Genomic DNA, 17,145 nt, shown 5'->3' with positions numbered 1-17,145 from the left:
GGCGGGTCAGACCTCCAGGAGGGTGTCGAAGGCGGGCGGGAGGCGTTTCCAGGCGTCGCGCCCCGCGGTGTACTCGGCGTCGGTCAGCAGGCAGGACTCCAGGAGGCGTTCGAGTCCGTCGCGGTCGAGGCCGGGCGAGGTGAAGACGAGGTGCTGGCAGCAGTCACCGTGCTCGGGGTGCCAGTCCATCGCGGCGGCCGCCCGGCGTACCGGCGGGACCATGTCCCAGGCCGCGTCCGGGAGCGAGGCCAGCCACGGCCCGGCGCTCTCCACGCACAGGGCACCGCCGGCCGCGTCCCAGTGCAGCAGCACGTCCGGCTTGTCGGCGAGCCAGAACCGGCCCCGGCTGCGGGCGGCCGCGCAGGTGATGTCCTCCAGCGCCTCGTACAGCCGCTCCGGGTGGAAGGGCCTACGCCGGTGCCAGACGAGCGTGGCGACACCGTGCGCGTCGGCCTCGGCGGGCAGCAGGGCACAGGCGGGATGCTGGGCCGCTGCGGCGGCCTCCACGTCGAACCCGGCGAGGGCGGCACGGGCGAGGGGTGAGTGCGTGCGGTGCCGTACCAAATGGCGGGTGCCCGCCTCGTCGGTCGGTTCGCCGTCACGGATCGGCACCCTGTGGGCCGTCGGGTGGAGTTGGGTGAGGAGTTCGTGGTCCTCCTCGTCGGCCTCCGGGGAGTCGAGGACGGCGAGGACGGGGGCGTACTCCAGCTGACGGGCGAAGGTGTCGGCGACCGTGCGCTGGTCGGTGGCCGCGGCGGCGAGGCCGCGGTCGGCGAGGTCGTCGCCGTTGCCGAGGAAGGGCAGGAGGAGGGCCGGGTCGACCGCGGTGATCACGCCGGTGACCGTGAGGCCGGCGGCCGCGACCACCTCGGCCATCGCCTTGGGCTCGACGGAGTCCCACAGCTCGACGACCGCGAGGCGGAGCGTCCCGGCCGCGTCCAGGCGGCGCAGCTCCGGGACCAGGTCCTCCCGGAGCGCGCAGCAGGCGCAGTCGTTGACCAACGGTGTCTCGCCTGCGGACAGGATGCCGGTGGCGTCGCGGACCGTCCGTACGACGGTGCCGGCCGCGGCCGTCGCCAGGTCGTGGTGGAGGACGACGCTGCCCGGAACGTCGGCGAGCAGCTGCCCGACGGCCGCCTTGCGCGCATCGGCGTGCAGCCCGCCGACGATCACGACGGAGAGCATCAGTCCTGCTTTCCGTACCGGCGCTCGAAGCGCTCCACGCGGCCCGCGGTGTCCAGCACGCGGGCCGTGCCGGTGTAGAAGGGGTGGCTGACGTTGGAGATCTCGACGTCCACGACCGGGTAGGTGTGGCCGTCCTCCCACTCGATCGTCTTCCCGCTCGCCGTCGCCGAAAGGGTCGAGCGGGTGAGGAAGGCGTGGTTCGCGGCACGGTCACGGAAGACGACCGGGCCGTAGGGCGGGTGGATTCCCTCGCGCATGGTCAGCGCTCCTCTCGGAAGTCGACGTGGCGGGCGACGACCGGGTCGTACTTCCGCAGGGTCATACGGTCCGGGTCGTTGCGGCGGTTCTTGCGGGTCACATAGGTGAAGCCGGTCCCGGCGGTGGACCGGAGTTTGATGACCGGGCGGAGTTCGTTGCGTGCCATGCTGGTACCTTACTGAAAATGAATTCCATTTACATCCCCGCTCCGAGAGAGGTGCATCACCCGTGTCCGCCCACTGCATGCTGACCGGCGCCCAGCCGGGCTTCGGCAACCGCATCTCCCACTCCCACCGGCGCACTTCGCGCCGCTTCGACCCCAACATCCAGTCCAAGCGCTACTGGCTGCCGACCGAGGGCCGGTACGTGCGGCTGCGGCTGAGCACCAAGGGCATCAAGACCGTCGACTCGATCGGCGTCGAGGCGGCCGTGGCGCGGATCCGCGCGCGCGGTGTGCGGATCTGAGGGGAGCACCGGTATGGCGAAGAAGAGCAAGATCGCGAAGAACGAGAAGCGCCAGGAGATCGTCGCGCGGTACGCCGTACGGCGGGCCGAGCTGAAGGAGATCATCCGCAGGCCGTCGTCCACGGACGCCGAACGGCTCGCGGCGCGGGAGGAGTTGCGGCGGCAGCCACGGGACGCGAGCGCCACGCGCGTGCGTAACCGGGACCAGGTGGACGGGCGGCCGCGCGGCTACTTCCGGGCCTTCGGACTGTCCCGGGTGGGACTGCGGGAGCAGGCGCACGCGGGCTATCTGCCAGGTGTCCGCAAATCGTCCTGGTAGCACTCACGGGTACCCGCTGGTAGCTTGCTGCGGTCGTCTGGCCGACCGCTACAGCTTGGGAGCTTCCAGTGACTTCGGCGATCTTCTCGCGCACTGTGTCGGGTCGGCGGGCCGGGCTCGTGGCCGCGGCTCTGGTGGGCGCGCTCGCCCTGACCGCGTGCAGCGGCGGGGGCTCGGACGACGACACGTCGCCCAGCTCCAACGCGCCGGTGTCGCCCTCGGCCACCTCTTCCGGCGGCACGGGCGGCACGTCGTCCTCGGCGTCCGGCGAGGTCGCGGGCAACTGGCTGGCCACCACCCGCGGCAAGGCGGTGGCACTCCTGGTCAACGGCGACCGGGCCGGGCTCTTCGCCACCGGCGGCGCGGTGTGCAGCGGTACCGCGAGCGCGGACAGGATCCGCCTCAAGTGCTCGGACGGCAGCACGGACCGGGCCGAGGGGACGGTCGAGTCGGTGGACAGGACCACGCTCAAGGTGAAGTGGTCGGGCGGAATCGGCACCGAGACCTACACCCGCGCGGAGGGCAACAACCTGCCGAGCGGTCTGCCTACGACGGGGCTCGGGTCGTAGGGGGTCTCAGGCCGCACGCAAGCCTCCCGCCGCAGCGGAACATGTCGGCGGGCGTGGGCAACCGTGCTGTTCTGCCATGCGTGATGATCCATGCACCGGATCGCTCACACCAGAGGACTTCACATGCGCGCCGCCCCCCTCGCCGTCACCGCCCTCGCCGCCGCCCTGCTGTTGACCGGCTGCTCCGGTGACGGTGACAGCTCCGGCGGCGGCAGCGCCGTCGCGAGCCCGAGCAACGGCACCACGTGCCGGATCGCTCACATGGACGTGGAGGTGGGACCCGCCAACGTGGCCCCCGCTGCCGGGGACACCGGCAACATCCCCGTCACGCTCACCAACCAGAGCGCCGACTGCACGCTGGACGGCTTCCCCGGCATCGACCTGAACGCCGCGGACTCGTCGGCGAGCGTCCCGCCCACGGAAGGCGCGAAGGCCACGAAGGTCACCCTGGCCAAGGGCACGGCCGCCACCTTCACCCTCACGTACACGCGCGGCGAGGCCGGTGCCAAGGCGAGCCTCGACGTGAAGACGCTGGCCATCGGCCTGCCCGGAGCGGACACCCAGAAGAGCTTCAAGTGGTCGTACGGACCGGTCCAGGGCAAGAGCGACAACGCCGGCGACCCGAACGTCTCCGTCGGCGCCTTCACTCAGGCCGGGGACTGAGCCGGGGCCGGTTTCCGACCTGCGCCCGGTCCGCCGCCCGGGCACCCTCGGTCCAGCCCGCCTCGTCGCTGACACCGCGCAGCCGGGTCGTCGTGGTCTGCGGGAACATCTGTTCCATACGGTCGGTGACGGCGACCTCGCGCGAGGCGAGGACCGGCAGCAGGTCGTCGGTCACGGGGGCCTCGGCGGCGGTGCGCAGGCGGTCTCCGACGCGGTGGGCGTAGGCCGCGAGGAAGGACTGCCGGAAGGTTTTGGTGCGCTTGCGACCGGCCGCCCGCTGGGCCGCCTCCGCCGTCGCCATCGCCGACTGCGCCTGCACGAGCAGCGAGGTGTACAGGAGTTCGACCGCCGCCAGGTCGCCCTCGAAGCCGACGACCGTGGAGAAGGCGAACGGTTCGTTCCACACGGCCCGGCAGTGGTTGGCGGTGGCGACCGCGTCGAGGAGCACCGCCTTCGCCTGCTCGTACGGCGGCTCGACCCCGATCCGGCAGGCACCGGGGGTGTCCTTCGCGGGCGCACGAGCATCGAGCAGCGCCTCGTCGACACTGTGCCGGGCCGTCAGCTCCTGCGCCTTGGCGGTGAGCGCCTCCGCCTCCTCCGGGTAGCCGGTCGCCTCCGCCTTGGCGAGCAGGGCGCGGATACGGCCCAGCATGCGGGCGTCGCCCTTGTGCTCCCGCCGGGGCTCCTCCAGCGGTTCCAGCGCGGGCAGGCGCAGCAGCAGGCGGTACAGCTCCAGTACGGCGGTGGCGTGCGTGAAGCGGTCGGGGCGGGGGGTGTTCCCGTCGGACTCCTGCGACTCGGAGAGCTGGGCGAGTTGAGCGGTCCAGCGGGGGCCGCGCGGGCGGTCGTCCGGGGCCTGTGCGTGGATCAGGGCCGTGGCGAGCCGCACATGGGTGTCGTCCAGTTCGCGTCGCACGATCCGTACGACATCGGCGGGCTGCCAGCCACGCCGCCAGGCCTGCGCCACGAACTCGGCGCCGCGCCGGGCCAGTTCGGCGTCGGAGGCGGGGTCGGCGGCGAGGAGGGAGGCACCGGTGTCCAGGGCGGTGTCGTCGTCGGCGTAGAGGGCGGCACGGAAGGCGCGGTCGACGGTGCCGGTCGTGTCGCCGGTCGGACCGCTGCTGTTCTTGGCGCCGCGCCTGCTGTCGCTCTTGTCACCGAGTCGGCCATGGGTCTTGTCACCGGTCTTGCCGCCGCTCGTGCCCCTGCTCTTACTCCTGCTCACGCGGCGATCGTCTCACTCTCCGAAAATCGGTCGCCCACGCGCGTGTGCCGCTTCGAGCATGGCGGCATGGTGGACATGTCTCTGTACGCGGCCTTTCTCGTCGCCGCCTTCGCGCTCTGTGTCACTCCCGGTCCCGACATGATGTTCATCGTGGCGATGGGCGGGCGGGGCGGGCCCGCAGCGGGGGTGATGGCCGCGTTCGGCGTGGCCTGCGCCATGCTCGTGCACACGGTCGCCGCGGCGCTCGGACTGTCGGCGCTGTTCAACACGCTGCCGACGCTGTACCACGTCCTGCGCTGGGTGGGCGCGGCCTATCTGCTCCACCTGGCGGTGAAGGCGTTCCGGGACCGGTCGGTTCCGGGTGAGGACGGGGACACCGCCGGCGGGGCGGGGATGCGGCGGGCCTTCTGGCAGGGAGCGGTCACCAATCTGCTCAACCCCAAGGTGATCCTCTTCAACGTGGCGTTCCTGCCCCAGTTCGTGAACCCCTCGCTCGGCCATGTCCCGGGGCAGTTGCTGCTGCTCGGGATCACCCTCGTGGTCATGGGCTTCCTGTGGGACGGCGGTGTGGGGCTGCTCTCCGGGCGGCTCGGGAACGTCCTTCGGCGCAGCGCGCGCGTGAACCGGTGGATGAACCTCGCCTCGGGGACGGTGTTCACGGGGCTGGCGGTACGGCTGGCGGCTTCACCGAAGTGAAGAAGTAGAGGCAACCTCTGGTTGACACCCTCTCCCTGACAACCTACGGTTGACAGCATGACGACGAACCCCAACATCACGTCATCCGTACGGCTCGACGACCTCATCACGGCCATCAAGAAGGTCCATCCCGAGCCCCTGGACCAGCTCCAGGACGCGGTGATCGCCGCTGATCACCTCGGGGAGGTGGCCGACCATCTGATCGGCCACTTCGTGGACCAGGCCCGGCGTTCGGGCGCCTCCTGGACGGACATCGGCAGGAGCATGGGGGTCACCCGGCAGGCGGCGCAGAAGCGGTTCGTGCCGAAGGAGTCGGCGGACCTGTCGGCCGACCAGGGCTTCAGCCGGTACACCCCGCGGGCCCGCAACGTGGTGATGGCGGCCCACAACGCGGCCATCGCCGCCCGTAACCCCGAGGGCCGGCCCGAGCATCTCGTCCTCGGCCTGCTGGCCGAACCGGAGGGCCTCGCGGCCAAGGCACTCGTCGCCCAGGGGGTCACCCTCGACGCCGTCCGCCAGGCCGCGACGGACGCGCTCCCGCCGGCCGCCGAGGAAGTCCCCGAACTCATCCCGTACGGCTCGGCCGCCAAGAAGGTCCTGGAACTCACCTTCCGCGAGGCGCTCCGGCTGGGCCACAACTACATCGGCACCGAACACATCCTGCTGGCCCTCCTGGAGTTCGAACACGGCACGGGCGTCCTGTCGGGCCTCGGCATCGAGAAGAGCCCGGTGGAGGGCGCGATCGCCAAGGAGTTGGAGAAGTACGTGACGTCGCAGGGCGGAGAAGGGGGCGGGGGCGAGCAGGGCTGAGGGGGCGGCCGGGGCGGCCAGGAGGTTGGGCGGCGAGGTTCGGCCGGGGCGGCCGGGACATCCGCGCAGATCCTGCCGGGCGAGGGCTGCCTCGTTGGGCAGGGTTGGCGGGTGAGCCTCCCGCAGGGGGCGCAAGGGGCACTTTCCGCACGGCGGCGCCGGATGCCCGTCCCGCTCGCTCGGGCCGCGCGCACGGCCGCGTCGTGTGCCACACGGCTCGCGGGTGTCATGTGCCTCGGGAGCCGGGAAGCGGCGAACGAAAACCCCGAACGCCACCCCCACGCGGACGGCCTCGGACGGCCCGCTCAGAGACTCGCGGGTCAGACCCAGGCACCCGTGAAAGCCGGCTCGGGCGGGGTCGGCGGAGTCGTGGGGCCGTGAAAGCAGGAGAGCCGTGAGAGCCGCCAGAGCCCCTGATGTCCGGAAGGTCCGTTGTCAGAGGTGGCTGGCACACTCGCAGGTATGACCGACCGCTGGGCTCTCGCTCCGGCCGAGGACGGTGGCGTGGAGGTGGCCGCCCTCGGGCCCGACGGGCTGCCCGTCGGGCCGGTGCGGCGGGAAGGGGATCTCGCCGAGGCCGTGCGGGGGCGGCCGAAGGTGGCGCGGTGGGTGTGGCGGTCCACCGCCGAGGTGTATCCACGGCTGCTCGCCGCGGGGGTGCGCGTGGAGCGGTGCTACGACATCGAGGACGCCGAGACCCTCCTGCTCGGCCACGCGGGGCGGTACGGGGAACCGCGGTCGGCCGCCGCCGCCCTGGCCCGCCTGCGCGGCGGCCCCGTACCGCCCGACCCGCCCCAGCGCGCCGCCGTAGCGGGTTCGCAGTCGTCCCTGTTCGAGCCGCAGAGCGTCCATGTGCCGCTGACCGACCTCGCCGAGGTCTACGCCGACCAGCAGCGGCGGCACGACGCCACCGCGCACCCCGACCGGATGCGGCTGCTGACCGCCGCCGAGTCGGCGGGGATGCTGGTGGCCGCCGAGATGAACCGCGCGGGGCTGCCGTGGAGCGCCGAGACCCACCGCCGGGTGCTGCACGAACTGCTCGGCGAGCGGTACGCCGGCGGCGGCGAGCCCCGGCGCCTGGCCGAACTGGCCGACGAGGTGTCCGCGGCCTTCGGGCGCCGGGTGCGGCCCGACCTGCCCGCCGATGTCATCAAGGCGTTCGCGCAGGCCGGCATCAAGGTGAAGTCGACCCGCCGCTGGGAGCTCGAGTCCCTCGACCATCCGGCAGTCAAGCCCCTGGTCGAGTACAAGAAGCTGTACCGCATCTGGGTCGCCCACGGCTGGTCCTGGCTCCAGGACTGGGTGCGGGACGGGCGGTTCAGGCCCGAGTTCCACGCGGGCGGGACTGTCACGGGCAGATGGGTCACCAACGGCGGCGGTGCCCTTCAGATCCCCAAGGTCATCCGGCGTGCGGTGGTCGCCGACCCGGGCTGGCGGCTCGTCGTCGCGGACGCCGACCAGATGGAGCCGCGGGTGCTGGCGGCCATCTCCCGCGACCCCGGGCTCATGGAGGTGGCGGGACGCGAAACCGACCTCTACCAGGCCGTCTCCGAACGGGCCTTCTCCGGCGACCGCGCTCAGGCCAAACTCGCCGTGCTCGGCGCGGTCTACGGCCAGACCTCCGGCGACGGCCTGAAGAACCTCGCCGCGCTCAGACGCCGCTTCCCGAAGGCGGTCGCGTACGTCGACGACGCGGCCCGCGCGGGCGAGGAGGGCCGGCTGGTGCGGACCTGGCTGGGGCGGACGTGCCCGCCGGCCGCCGGGGCGGGTGACGCTGAGGAGGCGGGCATCCCCCAGGACGACCCGGCCGGGCAGCCCGCTTCCGGCGAGGACGGCTGGGCCCCCGGGTACGCCTCCACCAACACCCGTGCCCGCGGCCGCTTCGCGCGGAACTTCGTGGTGCAGGGCAGCGCCGCCGACTGGGCCCTGCTGCTGCTCGCCGCACTGCGGCAGGCCTGTGCGGGAATGGCGGCCGAACTTGTCTTCTTCCAGCACGACGAGGTGATCGTGCACTGTCCCGAGGAGGAGGCCGAGGCGGTCGTGGCGGCGATCGGACAGGCGTCGGATCTGGCCGGGCGGCTGACGTTCGGCGAGACGCCGGTGCGGTTTCCGTTCACGACGGCGGTGGTGGAGTGCTACACGGACGCGAAGTGAGCACCGACGCGAAGTGATCACCGCGAAGTGATCACCGTAAACAGGAGTCGTCGAGCAGGGCGATGAGCTCCTGGAGCACCGTCTTCTCGTCCGTGCCGTCCAGCGCGTCGAGAGCGGCCCGCCACTGTCCGTACGCCTCCTCGGTCCTGCCCCGCTCGCGCAGCAGGAGTCCGTGCTGGTGGCGGGCGAGGGCGCCGGTGTAGCGGTCGGCCCGGGCGTCCGCACGGCGCAGCAGTTCCGCGCACTCGGCGGCGGCGCGCTCACCGTGGCCGGTCAGGCGCAGGGCGCGGACCAGGCCGAGACGGCTCTGTGACTCGCCGTGCCAGTCGCCGGGGCTGCCGAGAATGCGCAGGCTCTCCTCGAAGTGGGCCACTGCGGCGGCCGGTTCGCCGAGGGTGAGATGGGCGTAGCCGATGTTGCAGTGCGCCGAGTGCCGTACGACCACGCTGCCGGCCTCTTCGCCGATGGCCAGCGAGCGGCGGTGCTGCTCGATGGCGGCGCGCGGGTCGGTGTGCTCGTACAGGTTGCCGAGATTGCTGTGGGTGACGGCCTCGCCGAAGGGGTCGTTCAACTGCGGTGAGTAGGCGAGGCTCTGCCGCAGTGCCTCGCCCGACTCGGCGTACCGGCCCAGGCCTTCGAGCAGCAGACCCCGGTTGTTGAGGCAGCGGCGCGTCCAGGAGTCCCTGCCCAGCCGCCGCCAGATGGCGAGGGCCTGATCGTTGAGGAGCAGGGCCTCGCTGTGCCGGCCGGTCAGGAAGTGCAGTCCGGCCAGGTCGCCCAGGGCGCACGCCTCGGCCTCATCGTCACCGAGCCGCCGCGCCACCGTGAGCGCGGCCCGGCCGAGTACCTCCGTCTCGGCGACCCGGCCGCTGCGCTGGAGGAAGGGCGAGAGCAGTCGCAGCAGGGTGGAGACGTGGGCGGCGGCGCGTTCGTCGGGGGTGTCCGCGTGCCGTTCGGCCAGGGCGACGATGTTCTCCAGCTCCGACTCGCACCAGGCGAAGGCCCTCTCGGAGGAGGGGAACGGCGGGATGGCCAGCACGTGCGCCGCGTGCTCCGGTGGCTGCGCGGCGGTCGGGCGGCAACGGTCCTCCAGGTCGAGGCCGGGTTCGGCGATCGCGATGAGGGCGCGTTCGGCGACGGCCGCGTACCAGCGCAGGGCGGTACGGGCGATGTCGGGGGCGTGCCCGGTGCGCGCGAGTTCCCGGGCGAAGTCGCGGACCAGGCCGTGCGGGGCGTAGCGGCCGTACGCCGTCTCCTCCAGGAGGGCCACGTCGACCAGGCGGTCGAGCGCGTCCTCGGCCCGGGTCTCGTCGCCGCCGTCGGCGCCGAGGAGGCGGGCGACGAGGGGGACGCCGTAGGTGGGCAGGTCGAGGGCGCCGATGCGGCACAGGGCGAGGGCGGCGTCGCGGTCGGACCGGCGGCCCGAGGCGGCGAGGGCGTCGTGGGCGACGGCCAGGGAGCGGCGGACGGAGAGGTCGTCGTACTCCAGATGCCGCAACCGGTCCTCGGTGGCTGCCAGTTGGTCGGCCAGGACATCGGGGGTGAGGGCGTGCCGGGCGGCCAGGCGGGCGGCCACGACGCGCAGGGCCAGGGGGAGGCGGCCGGTGAGTTCTATGAGGGGGTGGGTGGCGTCTATGGGGGTGGTGGGGGTGACGGGAGCGGAGGTGGCGCGGGTGCCCCCGTGAGTGGGTCCGCCGTCAGTGGGTCCGCCGTCAGAGGGTCCGCGGTCGGCGGGTCCGCCATCGGCGCCGGGGCTGTCCCGGCCGTCACGGCCCGACACCGCGCGCAACAACTCCGCGCTCTCCTCGGCCGAGAGCGGGGAGAGCGGGAAACGGTGGGCGTCGTCGAGGGCGGTCAGGGGGGAACGGCTGGTGACGATCACCGCGCAGCCGCCGCCGGCCGGCAGCAGCGGCCGTACCTGAGCGGCGCTCGCGGCGTCGTCCAGCACCATGAGCGTGCGGGTGGGCGCGAGCAGCGAACGCAGCAACGCGGCTGCGGCGTCCGGGTGTTCGGGGATACGGCGCGGGTCGGCGCCGAGGTCGCGCAGCAGGGCGGTGAGGGCCTGGGACGGGGTGAGGGGGGTCATTCCCGGGGTGGCGCCCTGGAGATTGACGTAGAGCTGGCCGTCAGGGAAACGTTCCCGCAGCCCATGGGCCACATGCAGCGCGAGCGCGCTCTTGCCGACGCCGGCCATACCGCTGACGACGCCCACGGCCGGGCCGTCGCCCAGGGTGAGGGCCCGGCGGAGGTCGTCACGGGCGGCGACACGGCCGGTGAAGTGGCCTGGGGGTGGGGGGAGTTGAGCGGGGCGAGGGAGGGGGGTCTCGGCCTCGGGGGCGGGGCGCGACGGATGGGCGGCAGGGTGCGACGAATGGGTGGCGGGCGGGGCATCTTCGCGCGTAGCACGTAGAGGGAGGGCGTCGGCAGGGACACCAGGAGGGGCGCCGAGGCGGGAACTGGTAGGGGCCGAGCTGGTCTCCTCGTTTGACTCGCCGAAGTCAACGACCGCTCCTGAACGGCCCGTTGTGCCTGTCGCGCCTGCTGTGCCCTCACGTCCGGTCCGGTCGGACCCGTCGTCCCGAACAGCACCCGCACCCCGGGCCCCGGCCTCGGACCGCCCGCCGCTGTCTCCCCCGCGCAGCACCTCCACATGTGCCTCGCGGACCGCCGGGCCCGGTTCCACGCCGAGTTCCTCGACCAGGCGGGTGCGCAGGTCGCGGTGGACGGCGAGGGCCTCGGCCTGGCGGCCGGTGCGGTGGAGGGCGAGCATCAGCTGGCGGTGGTAGGACTCGCGCAACGGGTGTTCCGCGGCCAGTTCGGAGAGTTCGGGGACGAGGGCGTCCGGCCGGGTGTCGGCGAGGGCGAGCTCGGCGTCGTAGTGCCACTCCAGGAGAAGCAGCCGGGCCTCCTCCAGGCGCTGGACCAGGGCGTAGCCGGCGAGCTCGGAGGGGACTCCGCTGAGCGGTGCGCCCCGCCACAGCGCGAGTGCAGCGGCGCATTCCCGGACGGTCTCGCTCCAGTTCCCGTCGGCGTGCGCGCCGCGGGCCCGGGCGGCGTGGCTCTCGAAGACCTGGACGTCGAGTTCACCCGGCGCGACGCGCAGCAGATAGCCGGGGGCCACCGCCTGCAGCCGTTCGGGGTCGTCGAGCAGCCGTCGCAGCCGGGAGACGTGGTTGTGAAGCGAGGCCTTGGCCGAGGCGGGCGGGGTACTCCCCCACAGCGCCTCCTTGAGGGAGCGGGTGGAGACGACCCGGCCGGCTTCGAGGAGCAGCGCGGCCAGCAGGATCCGCTGCTTGCGGCTGCCGACGACCCGGACACCGGCGCCGCCCTGGCCGTCGTACAGAATCGGCGGCCCGAGCAGTCCGAACCGCAGCCCCGACTGCGATCCGCGCCCCATCACGCCGCCCACTTCTGGCGGAAATCCGCCCTCTTCACGGCGGTTTCCCGCCAGCCGTCCGATGCCGGCCACTGCCGGAATCCGTTGTCGCTCCGCGGTTGCACACCGTCGGTCCCCCATCGCCGCCGTCGACTTCGCGCCAACCGGCGGACCACCACACGTAGATGCGTTGGCCACATGTTAGCGATTTGTTGGCGCAACCTGATGTGATCACATCATCGGATCTGGCCCGAGGGCGCGCGCGTACGACGCGCAACTCGGGGGAGTGTCGCCGTCGCGGCCGGATCCGTGGGACGCGAGAGGGTCCCGGTCGGTGGAGGTGAACGACCGGGATCCTCGTCCTGTCCCCGGACCAGGGGCCCTCAGATCACGGGCGGGCGTCCCAGCCGGGTGAGGTGCCACACCGTTCGCCACCGCATCGGCCGCCGTTCACCGGCCGGTTCCCGCAGGCCCTCGACGAACCCGCCGAACCACGCGCGCAGTCCACTCGCCGACCGGATCCGCAGCAGGGTGAGCGCCGTCCACACGCCGAGGTGCACGGGGATGAGCGGCAGGGGCAGTCGGCGGCGCACCAGCCAGACCCGGTTGCGGGCGTTGACCCGGTAGTAGATGGCGTGCCGGGCCGGTGAGGTCTTCGGGTGCTGCAGCAGCAGTTCGGGCGCGTACAGGATGCGCCAGCCGCGGTCGGCGGCCCGCCAGGCGAGGTCGGTCTCCTCATGGGCGAAGAAGAACTCGGCGGGCCAGTCCCCGGTCTCGGCGAGCATGGCCATGCGGAAGGCGTGCCCGCCGCCCAGGAAGCCGGTGACATGGCCGCCGCGCATCGGATCGGAGGTGCCGACGCGGGGCACGTGCCGTTGCTGGGTCTCGCCGCTCTCGTCGGCGATACGGAAGCCGACGATGCCGAGCCGCTCGTCGGCCGCGAACAACTCCTGTACGCGACGCAGCACATCGGCGTCCACGAGCAGGCCGTCGTCGTCGAGTTCCACTACGACATCCACGTCGCCGAAGTCCCGCAGCCGGGCGAGCGCCACGTTCCGTCCGCCGGGGCAGCCGAGGTTCTCCTCCACGTCGACGGTGGTGACCTCGCCGGGCAGGCAGAGCCGCTCGGCGAACTCGGGCAGCCGGCAGCCGTTGCCCACGATCACGATCCGGGCCGGGACGATGTCCTGCTTGGCCACGGACCGCAGCAGGGCGTCGACCTCGTCGGGACGGTTCCCCATCGTCACGACGGCTACGGCGATCCTCGGTGAGGATTTCAGATACGGGGAAGTGTGGGGTCCGTGTGTCACCTGCGCCGGTTCTCCCTCCGTCGCAGGAACTTCAGTCCCGACCAGTCCTCCCCCAGCGCCGCGACCTTCACGTCGACGACGCCGAGCGGGAGGAAGACCTCCCGCAGGGCGTTCTCGGTGATGTCACTGACATGCCCGGCGGCCCTGCGCGGCCAGGCGATCCACAGGGCGGCGTCGTCCGCGAGGCCGGCGACCAGTTCACCCGCCTCGGCGGCGAGCCGCGCGTACTCGCGGTGGAAGGCGAGGACGACATCCGCGCCGCGCGAACCGCCGACGGCGACATCGCAGTCGTCGGGCAGACCGGGGATGTCCCATCCCTCGGGCGCACCGTCGAGCCGGACCCGGTGCCCCGCCTTGATGCCGAGCTTCTTGGCGAGGGGCGTGGCGGAGTAGCCGCCCGCCGACCCGGTTCCTGACATACGGCACCTCCGCGCGCTGGTCCAGCCCGGCCCCCCCCGTCGTGACGGCCCCACGGTGACGAGCCCATCCTGACGGACCCATGGTGACGCGCCGCACGGAAGATGTCCGCCCGGACACGGCGTCGCGGGGGAGCCGGCCCGAACCGCGCTACCTCACCACCCTCGCGAGCAGCGTGGCGAGGGCGGCGAGGAACTGGAGCCGGGCCGGGCTTGCTCAGCCCGGCGCCCGAACCGTCTGGTCCGGCCACGCTGTTTCATCAGGGCCAGGGCCCGGGTCGGACCGGTGGCCAGGCGCTCGGCCCAGGCGCGGGCCGTCTTGGCCAGCTCCTCGTCCGCCACGACCCGGTTGACGAGACCCAGGCCTTCGGCCCCGCGCGCGGAGAGCGACTCGCCGAAGAACCAGCGCGGCGGCGGCCGTCCGTGCGGCAGACCTGGTCGGCTACCCGGACGGACCGCACGGAACTGGACCCGGCCATGCAAACCGCCGAGGACATAGGTGCGACCAGCCAGGATTGATCCGCAGCCGGAGCTGGAGCCGGAGCAGCAAAGGAAAAAGAAAAACCCCAGGTCACGGCGAGTGAGTCCTGAGGTTTCTCAGAGCCGCCTTCGGGATTCGAACCCGAGACCTACGCATTACGAGTGCGTTGCTCTGGCCATCTGAGCTAAGGCGGCGCGCCGTCCGCACCATGGTGCGGTCAGCAACGTCGGCAAGTCTACACAGTTTCGGAGGGTGCTCCGAACCAGCCCCGGCGTGCGGTGTCAGGAGCCGTTCGTCGGTCCGGGGAGGGGGTTACGAGCACCGTTTCCCGTCCACCGGCGGAGTCCCGCGGAGCAGGTACGCGTTGATCGCCGAGTCGATGCAGGCGCTGCCCCGGCCGTACGCGGTGTGGCCGTCGCCCTCGTAGGTGAGCAGGCGGGCCGAGGTGAGCTGGGCGGCCAGGGCGCGGGCCCAGCGGTAGGGGGTGGCCGGGTCGCGGGTGGTGCCGACCACGACGATCGGGCGGGCGCCCCGCGCCTCGATGCGGTGGGGCTCACCCGTGGGCCGCACCGGCCAGTACGCGCAACTGAGGGAGGCCCAGGCGAGGCCCGCCCCGAAGACGGGGGACGCCTTCTCGAAGGTCGGGACGGCCTTCTCGACTTCCTCCGGGCCGGCGTAGGCGGGCGGGAGGTCGAGGCAGTTCACCGCCGCGTTGGCGGACATCAGGTTGCTGTAGCGGCCGTCGGTGTCCCGCTCGTAGTAGCTGTCGGAGAGGACCAGCAGCCCCGCGCCGTCGTTCTCCTTCATGGCCGAGCTCAGCGCCTCCCGCAGCTGCGCCCAGGAACTCTCGTCGTACATCGCCGCGATCACACCGGTCGTGGCGAGGGCCTCGCCGAGGGTGCGGCGGTCCGCGTCGCCGGTGGGGATCGGGTGCGCGTCGAGATTCCTGAAGAACGCCCTGAGCCTGCGGCCGACCTCCGCGCTCGGGGTGCCCTTCGCTCCGAGCGGGCAGTCCGGCTGCTGCACACAGTCCTTCGCGAACGACTGGAACGCCGTCTCGAAGCCCGCCGTCTGGTCGAGGTTCACCCGGCGCGCGGGCAGCGAGGGGTCCAGCGCGCCGTCCAGCACGAGCCGCCCCGAACGGCCGGGGAACAGGCCCGCGTACGTCGCCCCGAGGAACGTCCCGTACGACGCCCCCACGTAGTTCAGCTTCGCGTCCCCCAGTGCCGCCCGCACGATGTCCATGTCCCGGGCCGTCTCGACCGTCGACACATGCCGCAGCAACTTCGCCGAGTGCGCGCCGCACGCCTCCGCGAACTTCTTGTAGGCGCCGACGAGTTCGGTGGTCTCGCGCGCGTTGTCGGGGGTGACGTCCGTCTGGGTGTACGTGTCCATGTCCCGCCCGTCGAGGCATGCGACCGGCTCACTGCGGCCGACTCCGCGCGGGTCCACCGCGACCATGTCGTAGCGGGCCCGCACCTCGGCCGGGTAGCCGATCCCGGCGTACGCCTGGACGTAGCCGACCGCCGAGCCGCCCGGTCCGCCCGGGTTCACGAACAGCGACCCGAGGCGCTCGCCCGGCCCGGTGGCCTTCTTGCGGGCGACGGCGAGCCGGACGTCCCCGCCCGCCGGCCTGTCGTAGTCGAGCGGCGCCCTCAGCGTGGCGCACTCGAAACCGGGGGCCCCGCAGCCGTGCCAGCGCGCCTTCTGCCGGTAGTACGACGACAGCGCGGCCGGTGTCGACTGCGGCAGCGCGCCCAGGGCCACGTCGGCGGCCGAGGTGGCGGAGGTGGCCGAACTCGTCGAGGCGCCCGCGGAGCAGGCGGAGACGAGGAGCGCGGCGGCCAGAAGGGTGCCGACGGTCCGGAAGGAGCGGGAGCTGCGCCTGGTGTGCATCAGGCGAGCGTAACTCTGTGCAGTTTACTGATTGCTATCCGTGTAAACAAAGCCTCGTACGAGTGACGGGGTCAACTCCGGTCAACTCCGCTTCAACCGGCTCTGAGTGCCATCGTCATGGCCTCCACCGCGAGCAGCGGGGCCACATTGCGGTCGAGGGCGTCGCGGCAGGCGCCGATCGCCTCGATGCGGCGGAGCGTGGCCTCCGGAGTGCTGCCGCGGGCGAGCCGCTCCAGGGCGTCCTCGGCGTCCGCGTTGGCGATCGCGACCCGGGAGCCGAACTGGAGGGCGAGGACGTCACGGTAGAACGCGGTGAGGTCGGTCAGGGCCAGGTCGAGGCTGTCGCGCTGGGTACGGGTGCGGCGGCGCTTCTGCCGGTCCTCCAGGTCCTTCATCACGCCCGCCGTGCCGCGAGGCATGCGGCCGCCCTGGGAGGCGCCCATCGCCGCCTTCATGTCCTCGGTCTCCTTGCCGTCCACCTCCTCGGCGAGCTGCTTGGCGTCGTCGGCCGCCGCGTCGACGAGTTCCTGCGCCGCCCTGAGACAGCCGCCGATGTCCTCGACGCGCAGGGGCAGCTTCAGCACGGCGGCACGGCGCTCGCGCGCGGCCGGGTCGGTGGCGAGGCGGCGGGCCCGGTCGACATGACCCTGGGTGGCACGGGCGGCGGCCATCGCGGCGGCCGGCTCGACGCCCTCGCGGCGCACGAGCATGTCGGCGACGGCCTCCACGGAGGGGGTGCTCAGGTTCAGGTGGCGGCAGCGGGAGCGGATCGTCGGCAGGACGTCCTCGATGGACGGCGCGCACAGCAGCCAGACCGTGCGCGGGGCGGGCTCCTCCACGGCCTTGAGGACCGCGTTGGCCGACTTCTCGTTCAACCGCTCGGCGTCCTCGACGAGGATGATCTGCCAGCGGCCGGTCGCCGGTGAGGTGAAGGACTTCCTGACGGTGTCCCGCATGTCGTCGGCGAGGATCTGGGTGCCGACGGCGGCCACGGAGGAGACGTCGGCGTGGGTGCCGATGAGGGCCGTATGACACCCGTCGCAGAACCCGCAGCCGGGGACTCCCCCGAGGGCCCGGTCCGGACTGACGCACTGCAGCGCGGCGGCGAAGGCCCTCGCCGCCTGGTTCCGGCCCGCCCCCGGGGGGCCCGTGAACAGCCAGGCATGCGTCATCTTCGACGCCTCGGGCGGCGGGGCGCCGGTGGCGACGGCGGTGACCAGGGCGTCGGCGTCCCGAGCGGCGGCCGCGAGCTGCTCGCTCACCCTCTCCTGGCCGACCAGGTCGTCCCATACGGTCATGGGTCACGCCGCCCTTTCGTCATC

The 17,145-nt window shown here is 72.7% G+C and carries 17 protein-coding genes and 1 tRNA gene; 7 read left to right on the top strand and 11 right to left on the bottom strand.

All coding sequences use genetic code 11. The features are described 5' to 3' along the window. Positions 1-6: 6 nt before the first annotated feature. From ACZ39I_RS23140 to rpmG, 3 genes are read right to left on the bottom strand one after another with little or no spacing between them, the layout of a single operon-like run. Complete coding sequence (locus ACZ39I_RS23140) at positions 7-1,185, bottom strand: CobW family GTP-binding protein (RefSeq protein WP_467246198.1); 1,179 nt, start codon at positions 1,183-1,185, stop codon at positions 7-9. Next, on the bottom strand, positions 1,185-1,442 hold the full coding sequence (locus tag ACZ39I_RS23135; protein WP_467246197.1) for a type B 50S ribosomal protein L31: 258 nt from the start codon (positions 1,440-1,442) through the stop codon (positions 1,185-1,187). The genes ACZ39I_RS23140 and ACZ39I_RS23135 overlap by 1 nt, the downstream gene beginning before the upstream one ends. 2 nt (positions 1,443-1,444) lie before the next feature. Further along, on the bottom strand, positions 1,445-1,609 hold the full coding sequence (rpmG, locus tag ACZ39I_RS23130; protein WP_030043314.1) for a 50S ribosomal protein L33: 165 nt from the start codon (positions 1,607-1,609) through the stop codon (positions 1,445-1,447). Between the two features lie 62 nt (positions 1,610-1,671). Between rpmG and rpmB the strand changes: the two genes are divergently transcribed. The 4 genes from rpmB to ACZ39I_RS23110 all read left to right on the top strand — a co-directional run bounded on the left by rpmB (position 1,672) and on the right by ACZ39I_RS23110 (position 3,459). Beyond that, a complete protein-coding gene (rpmB, locus tag ACZ39I_RS23125; protein WP_467246196.1) occupies positions 1,672-1,908 on the top strand; it encodes a 50S ribosomal protein L28 in 237 nt (78 codons plus the stop codon). A gap of 13 nt (positions 1,909-1,921) precedes the next feature. Continuing rightward, a complete protein-coding gene (rpsN, locus tag ACZ39I_RS23120) occupies positions 1,922-2,227 on the top strand; it encodes a 30S ribosomal protein S14 (RefSeq protein ID WP_352387863.1) in 306 nt (101 codons plus the stop codon). Positions 2,228-2,295: 68 nt separating this feature from the next. After that, positions 2,296-2,796, top strand: a complete 501-nt coding sequence (locus ACZ39I_RS23115; protein ID WP_467246195.1) for a hypothetical protein — start codon at positions 2,296-2,298, stop codon at positions 2,794-2,796. A gap of 123 nt (positions 2,797-2,919) precedes the next feature. Continuing rightward, positions 2,920-3,459: a DUF4232 domain-containing protein gene (locus ACZ39I_RS23110; protein ID WP_467246194.1), complete on the top strand. Its 540-nt coding sequence runs from the start codon at positions 2,920-2,922 to the stop codon at positions 3,457-3,459. Here the strand turns inward: ACZ39I_RS23110 and ACZ39I_RS23105 are convergent. After that, positions 3,440-4,684: a DUF2786 domain-containing protein gene (locus ACZ39I_RS23105; protein ID WP_467246193.1), complete on the bottom strand. Its 1,245-nt coding sequence runs from the start codon at positions 4,682-4,684 to the stop codon at positions 3,440-3,442. The genes ACZ39I_RS23110 and ACZ39I_RS23105 overlap by 20 nt on opposite strands. Before the next feature lie 66 nt (positions 4,685-4,750). Here ACZ39I_RS23105 and ACZ39I_RS23100 point away from each other — a divergent pair, with 66 nt between their 5' ends. The 3 genes from ACZ39I_RS23100 (at position 4,751) to ACZ39I_RS23090 (ending at position 8,344) form a co-directional block, all read left to right on the top strand. Then, positions 4,751-5,380: a LysE family translocator gene (locus ACZ39I_RS23100; RefSeq protein ID WP_467246192.1), complete on the top strand. Its 630-nt coding sequence runs from the start codon at positions 4,751-4,753 to the stop codon at positions 5,378-5,380. A 57-nt stretch (positions 5,381-5,437) separates the two neighbouring features. Further along, positions 5,438-6,190, top strand: coding sequence for a Clp protease N-terminal domain-containing protein (locus ACZ39I_RS23095; protein ID WP_467246191.1), 753 nt, complete (start codon positions 5,438-5,440; stop codon positions 6,188-6,190). 462 nt (positions 6,191-6,652) lie between these two features. Next, positions 6,653-8,344: a bifunctional 3'-5' exonuclease/DNA polymerase gene (locus tag ACZ39I_RS23090; protein WP_467246190.1), complete on the top strand. Its 1,692-nt coding sequence runs from the start codon at positions 6,653-6,655 to the stop codon at positions 8,342-8,344. A gap of 31 nt (positions 8,345-8,375) precedes the next feature. Here the strand turns inward: ACZ39I_RS23090 and ACZ39I_RS23085 are convergent, their stop codons facing one another. The 7 genes from ACZ39I_RS23085 to ACZ39I_RS23055 all read right to left on the bottom strand — a co-directional run bounded on the left by ACZ39I_RS23085 (position 8,376) and on the right by ACZ39I_RS23055 (position 17,121). Next, positions 8,376-11,741, bottom strand: coding sequence for an AfsR/SARP family transcriptional regulator (locus ACZ39I_RS23085; RefSeq protein WP_467246189.1), 3,366 nt, complete (start codon positions 11,739-11,741; stop codon positions 8,376-8,378). Between the two features lie 362 nt (positions 11,742-12,103). Beyond that, positions 12,104-13,000, bottom strand: coding sequence for a glycosyltransferase family 2 protein (locus tag ACZ39I_RS23080; protein ID WP_467246269.1), 897 nt, complete (start codon positions 12,998-13,000; stop codon positions 12,104-12,106). Positions 13,001-13,026: 26 nt separating this feature from the next. Further along, a complete protein-coding gene (locus ACZ39I_RS23075) occupies positions 13,027-13,449 on the bottom strand; it encodes a DUF3052 domain-containing protein (RefSeq protein ID WP_467246188.1) in 423 nt (140 codons plus the stop codon). A 153-nt stretch (positions 13,450-13,602) separates the two neighbouring features. After that, positions 13,603-13,929 carry an enoyl-CoA hydratase-related protein gene (locus tag ACZ39I_RS23070; protein ID WP_467246187.1) on the bottom strand — a complete coding sequence of 109 codons (327 nt, stop codon included), beginning with the start codon at positions 13,927-13,929 and terminating at the stop codon, positions 13,603-13,605. Between the two features lie 118 nt (positions 13,930-14,047). Next, a tRNA-Thr gene (locus ACZ39I_RS23065) sits at positions 14,048-14,121 on the bottom strand. 118 nt (positions 14,122-14,239) lie between these two features. Continuing rightward, positions 14,240-15,823 (bottom strand): alpha/beta hydrolase, encoded by a 1,584-nt coding sequence (locus tag ACZ39I_RS23060; protein WP_467246186.1) that lies wholly within the window; start codon positions 15,821-15,823, stop codon positions 14,240-14,242. Between the two features lie 92 nt (positions 15,824-15,915). Next, entirely contained in the window at positions 15,916-17,121 is a 1,206-nt protein-coding gene (locus ACZ39I_RS23055; RefSeq protein ID WP_467246185.1) for a DNA polymerase III subunit delta', read from the bottom strand. Positions 17,122-17,145 lie beyond the last annotated feature (24 nt).

The sequence above is a fragment of the Streptomyces sp. NPDC024687 genome, assembly GCF_055559055.1.
The sequence above is the reverse complement of the archived record's forward strand: the minus strand, read 5'-3'. Positions and strand labels throughout refer to the sequence as shown.

Excerpts from the sequence above, each read along its gene's own strand:
- ACZ39I_RS23140 (WP_467246198.1), bottom strand. The coding sequence starts at position 1,185 with ATGCTCTCCGTCGTGATCGTCGGCGGGCTGCACGCCGATGCGCGCAAG.
- ACZ39I_RS23060 (WP_467246186.1), bottom strand. The coding sequence starts at position 15,823 with ATGCACACCAGGCGCAGCTCCCGCTCCTTCCGGACCGTCGGCACCCTT.
- ACZ39I_RS23135 (WP_467246197.1), bottom strand. The coding sequence starts at position 1,442 with ATGCGCGAGGGAATCCACCCGCCCTACGGCCCGGTCGTCTTCCGTGAC.
- ACZ39I_RS23055 (WP_467246185.1), bottom strand. The coding sequence starts at position 17,121 with ATGACCGTATGGGACGACCTGGTCGGCCAGGAGAGGGTGAGCGAGCAG.
- ACZ39I_RS23100 (WP_467246192.1), top strand. The coding sequence starts at position 4,751 with ATGGTGGACATGTCTCTGTACGCGGCCTTTCTCGTCGCCGCCTTCGCG.
- ACZ39I_RS23110 (WP_467246194.1), top strand. The coding sequence starts at position 2,920 with ATGCGCGCCGCCCCCCTCGCCGTCACCGCCCTCGCCGCCGCCCTGCTG.
- ACZ39I_RS23075 (WP_467246188.1), bottom strand. The coding sequence starts at position 13,449 with ATGTCAGGAACCGGGTCGGCGGGCGGCTACTCCGCCACGCCCCTCGCC.
- ACZ39I_RS23090 (WP_467246190.1), top strand. The coding sequence starts at position 6,653 with ATGACCGACCGCTGGGCTCTCGCTCCGGCCGAGGACGGTGGCGTGGAG.
- rpsN (WP_352387863.1), top strand. The coding sequence starts at position 1,922 with ATGGCGAAGAAGAGCAAGATCGCGAAGAACGAGAAGCGCCAGGAGATC.
- ACZ39I_RS23095 (WP_467246191.1), top strand. The coding sequence starts at position 5,438 with ATGACGACGAACCCCAACATCACGTCATCCGTACGGCTCGACGACCTC.
- ACZ39I_RS23085 (WP_467246189.1), bottom strand. The coding sequence starts at position 11,741 with ATGGGGCGCGGATCGCAGTCGGGGCTGCGGTTCGGACTGCTCGGGCCG.
- rpmG (WP_030043314.1), bottom strand. The coding sequence starts at position 1,609 with ATGGCACGCAACGAACTCCGCCCGGTCATCAAACTCCGGTCCACCGCC.